This window comes from Kitasatospora sp. NPDC007106, from assembly GCF_040634455.1.
GTDB lineage: Bacteria > Actinomycetota > Actinomycetes > Streptomycetales > Streptomycetaceae > Kitasatospora > Kitasatospora arboriphila.
Map to the genome: position 1 here is coordinate 1 of NZ_JBEYFP010000554.1, position 4032 is coordinate 4032.

The following is a 4032-nucleotide window of genomic DNA, read 5'->3' on the forward strand; positions in this document are numbered from 1 at the left end:
CGGTGCCGGTGCCGGTGCCGGTGCGGGGTGCGTGGCCGCCGTGCGCCCGTGCGGGGGCGGCGACTGGCCCGGCGTGCCCGCCGGCGGGAGTGGTGCGGTGGTCATACGGGCCCCCGATCGCTCGTACCGGACAGCAGGCGGCACCGGCGGGGTGCGGGGCCGCGCGGTGGCCCGCGCCAGCCTTCCCGCGCGGCGCGCCGGGCGCAGGGCGCGGCTCGCGGCACTGCTCCGTCGGGGTGAGCACTGTCCCTCCGACGGAGCAGCCGGCCGTCCCGGTCGCCCGCCGCCCGCGGGCCGCGCGATCCCGTGTGCGCCGTCGCACCCCGGGTCTACACTCGCGGTCTGACGCCAGGTCAGGCCGGGGCGCGGTGTGCGCCCCGCGGGGGGCGGCTACGGGGGTGCAGGTGGCTCAGGGCTCGGCGCGCGAGAGCGCCCGGATCGGTGGTATGCGCACGACCGCCAAGTACGAAGTCGACGCGCTGGTGAAGGACCTCATCGGCCAGTTCAGCGGCGCCCGGCTGCCGATGCCGGTCGTCGTGCTGTACGCCGAGGACGACGACCCGGATCTGGACCGCGAGGTCCGCGGCGTGGTGCACGCCGTCCAGGAGGCGCAGGAGGCCGGCGGACTGCCGTACCGCGTGGTCGCCGGCGCGGACGGCGACGACCCGCACCGCAACGCCGTCGCCATCGTGGACTCGCTGGCCAAGGGCCCCTGGGCCCGCCGCGGCCCCGCCTGGTACCGCAGCTACCCCGCGCCCCGCTCCCGGCTGGTCGCCGCGATCGAGTCGGCCGCCCGGCACGCCCTCGCCGCCCCCGACGCCGCCGGCCGGCCGCTCGACGACCACGTCGAGACCGTCCTCGGCCGGCTCCGCGACCTGCACTGGCGGCCCGAACCGCGCCCGGCCGGCGGCGAACTGCAGCGGCTGCTGTCGCCCGTGCTCAACTCCACCAGCCTGATCGGCGCCTTCGTCCTCGCCGGGCTCACCAGCCTGCTCACCCAGGCCACCTGGCAGGTCGTCGTCCTCGTGCTGCTCGCCGCCCTGCTGGTGCTCGGCGTCACCGGCTGGGTCCGCCGCAACACCGCGCCGCTCTCCTGGCTCGGCCGGGCCAGCCGCTGGTTCGCCACCACCACCTTCCTCGCCGCGTCCGGCCGGCAGGCCGCCGCCTGGTCGCTCTGGCGGCCCCGGATGTCCTGGGACGTCACCCGGGCGCGCGCCCGCGAGGTCGCCGGCGAGATCCTCAAGGCCCAGCTGCCCGGCACCCCCGACGACGAGAAGGACCGCGCCCAGCAGTTCCACCTGCAGCTGCGCACCCTCGCCCTGCTGGAGGACCTCCGCTGGGCGCACCGCTCCTGGGCGCCGGACCTGCGCGGCCGCAAGCGCCGCGTCCCGCCGGTCGTCTTCGTGCCCCGCGCGGACGCCCGCAACGGCGCGCTGCGGGTGCTCGGCGCGATCTCCGACGTCCGCAGCCGCCGCAGCGAGCAGGACCCGCTGCTCGTCCTCGCCGCCGTCGCCCACGCCGACGTCGCCGCCTGGCTGGAGGACGCCGGCACCGCCCCCGTCACCGTGCACGCCGTCGGCTCCCGCCGCCGCGGCCCGTACGAGAACTGGGTCAGCGACCTGCGGGTCCGCCAGGCCCCCAGCCGCGGCCGGGCGCTGGCCTGGACGCTGCCCGTCCGGCTCACCCGGCACCAGCTGGGGGCCGGCGAGACCACCCGCCTCGCCCCGGTGCCGGTCGGCCGCTCCTGGTGGTTCCTGTGGTCCCGCTGGACGGTGCTCGCCGTCCTCGTCCTCGCCGCCTGCGGCGGCCTGCTGCGGGTGCAGCAGCTCGGCGACCGCTACTGCGGGCCCCGGCTGCTCGGCTCCAACCCGGACGCGGTCTGGCGGGTGGACCCGGGCGGCACCCGCGAGTGCGTCGGCGTCGCCACCGGCGGCGTCTCCCTCGCCGGCGACGGCGGCGGCATCCGCCTCAGCGGCACCCTGCCCGGCGAGGACACCGACCGCACCGGCGCCGCCGTCGGCCTGGAGACCCTGGAGGCCGCGATCCGGCGCGAGAACGCCCGGGTCGACGCCCTGCCCGACGTCCACTACGTCACCGTCGTCTACGCGGGCTCGCTCACCACCGTCGCGGGCCAGCAGTCCCGCGCCCTCAACAGCCTCAAGGAACTCACCGGCGTCCACCTCGCGCAGATCCGCAACAACGCCGGCCCCGGCGACCCGCTGAAGATCAAGGTGCTGGTCGCCAACGGCGGCCAGGACATGTACTTCCAGACCGACATGGTGCGGCGGATCGTCGACCTCGCCCGCCGGGACCGCTCGATCGTCGGCGTGGTCGGCCTCGGCCGCGACACCGCCGACAGCGACAGCTCGCTCACCCTCCTCCAGCAGGCCGGCCTCGCCGTCGTCAGCACCACCAACTCCGGCAGCTACCTCGCCAAGGGCCACGTCAACTACTTCGGCCTCGCCGCCACCGACCAGGAGGAGGCCGCCGCACTGCGGCTGATCGTCGACGGCCTCGCCGTGCCGCCCGCCGACCGCTGGGCCGCCGTCCTCACCCGCACCGCCGGCCGCGACGACCGGTACAGCCCCGAACAGGCCCAGTACGGCTCCGCGATGCTCAAGGAGGCCGGCTTCCAGCTCATCGGCGGCCACCCCCTCGAGTACGGGCTCACCAGCAACGGGGACCCGGACTTCGAGGCGGCGCTCAGCACCAGCTGCCACTCCGAGCACCCGCCGGCCGTGCTCTACCTGGCGGGCCGCGCCGACGACGTCAACCAGCTGATGCGGCGCCTCGCCGCCGACGCCGGCTGCAGCCGGCCGCTCACCGTCCTCACCGGCGACGACCTGACGAAGGCCCAGTTCCGCACCGGCGCCACCTCGATGGCACCGCAGGCCACCCTCTACTACACCGCGCTCTCCGACCCCTCCGTCACCGCCCGCGACTCCGACCTCGCCGCGGTCGCCGCCGCCGAGCTGCGGCTCGCCCCCACCGGCGGCAACCCCTACGAGGACGACGTCTTCTCCGACGGCGCGCTCGCGCTCGCCTACGACGCCACCGCCGCGCTCCAGGCCGGCGCCGCCAAGGCCGGGGCCTCCCAGCACGGCGGCGTCGGATCGGTGATGGCGGGCCTGCGGGCGGTGGAGATGAAGAGCCGGGCCAGCGGCACCGTGGACTTCCGAGACACCAGGCCGCTCGCCACCGGCCCGCAGCCCGGCCACGGGCTGCACATCATCCGGGTACGGCGCGGGCCGCAGGGCACGCCGGTCACCGAACGGATCTGCGGGCGGGCGGCGGGCGACACCCGGCCGCTGACCGGCTGCACGCCGTGAGACCGGCCCGCCCGCCCCGGGGTCAGACCGGGTGGCCGGCCGACCGGAGGCCCTCGCGGACGGCGAGGGCCGCGGCGACGGCACCCGCGTGGGCCTCGGGGCGGGCGTCCGTGGCGGCGGCGATCCGCGCGGCCCGGCGTTCGGCGGCCTCGGCGACCCGCCGGGCCTCCTCGTCGGTCAGCCGGGCACCGTCGAGGCAGGCGGCCCGGCGCCCGCGCACCGCCTCGGCCTCCCGCAGCGCGCGGGCCAGCGCCACCTCGGCCTCCGTCACCCGGTCGGTGAAGTAGTTCGTCACGGCATCGCGGACGGCCGGGGCGTACGGCTCCGTCGGCTGCTCTCGGTCGGCCATGGCAGCACGCTAACCGCGGGGGCCGCGGGCGGCACGCAGCACCGCGGGGCACGGACGGGTACGCATGTCAGCCCTTCACCTTCTTCCGCGCCTTCTTCCGGGCCTTCGCGGCCTCGGCCACCTGCTGCTCCTCGTGGGCCCGCTGCGCCGCGTGGAGCAGGCCGTAGCCGAAGGTGTCCTCGCCGTGGCGCCGGGCCCCGGCCGCGGCGTCCACGATCGCGGGCTCGGCGACCACGCCGTCCTGATGGGCGCCGAGCGGCTGCTGGATCCGCTTCATCCGCTTGCGCAGCTTCTCGGCGGGCGGGCCGGCGGCCGGGGCGGCGCACTCCGCCGCGTACCGGGCCCGTTTGGCCG

At 77.3% G+C, this 4032-nt stretch carries 3 protein-coding genes; 1 reads left to right on the forward strand and 2 read right to left on the reverse strand.

Features of this window, described 5'->3' with window-relative positions; all coding sequences use genetic code 11:
* The first annotated feature begins 446 nt into the window (after positions 1–446).
* A complete protein-coding gene (locus ABZ641_RS28230; protein ID WP_359986171.1) occupies positions 447–3329 on the forward strand; it encodes a hypothetical protein in 2883 nt (960 codons plus the stop codon).
* Positions 3330–3351: 22 nt separating this feature from the next.
* On the opposite strand, the gene ABZ641_RS28235 is transcribed toward ABZ641_RS28230, so the two are convergent.
* Together ABZ641_RS28235 and ABZ641_RS28240 are read right to left on the reverse strand one after the other, a co-directional pair.
* Entirely contained in the window at positions 3352–3678 is a 327-nt protein-coding gene (locus ABZ641_RS28235) for a hypothetical protein (RefSeq protein ID WP_359986174.1), read from the reverse strand.
* A 67-nt stretch (positions 3679–3745) separates the two neighbouring features.
* Positions 3746–4032 (reverse strand): CHAD domain-containing protein (locus ABZ641_RS28240; RefSeq protein WP_359986177.1); only part of this gene is annotated, 287 nt, incomplete at its 5' end.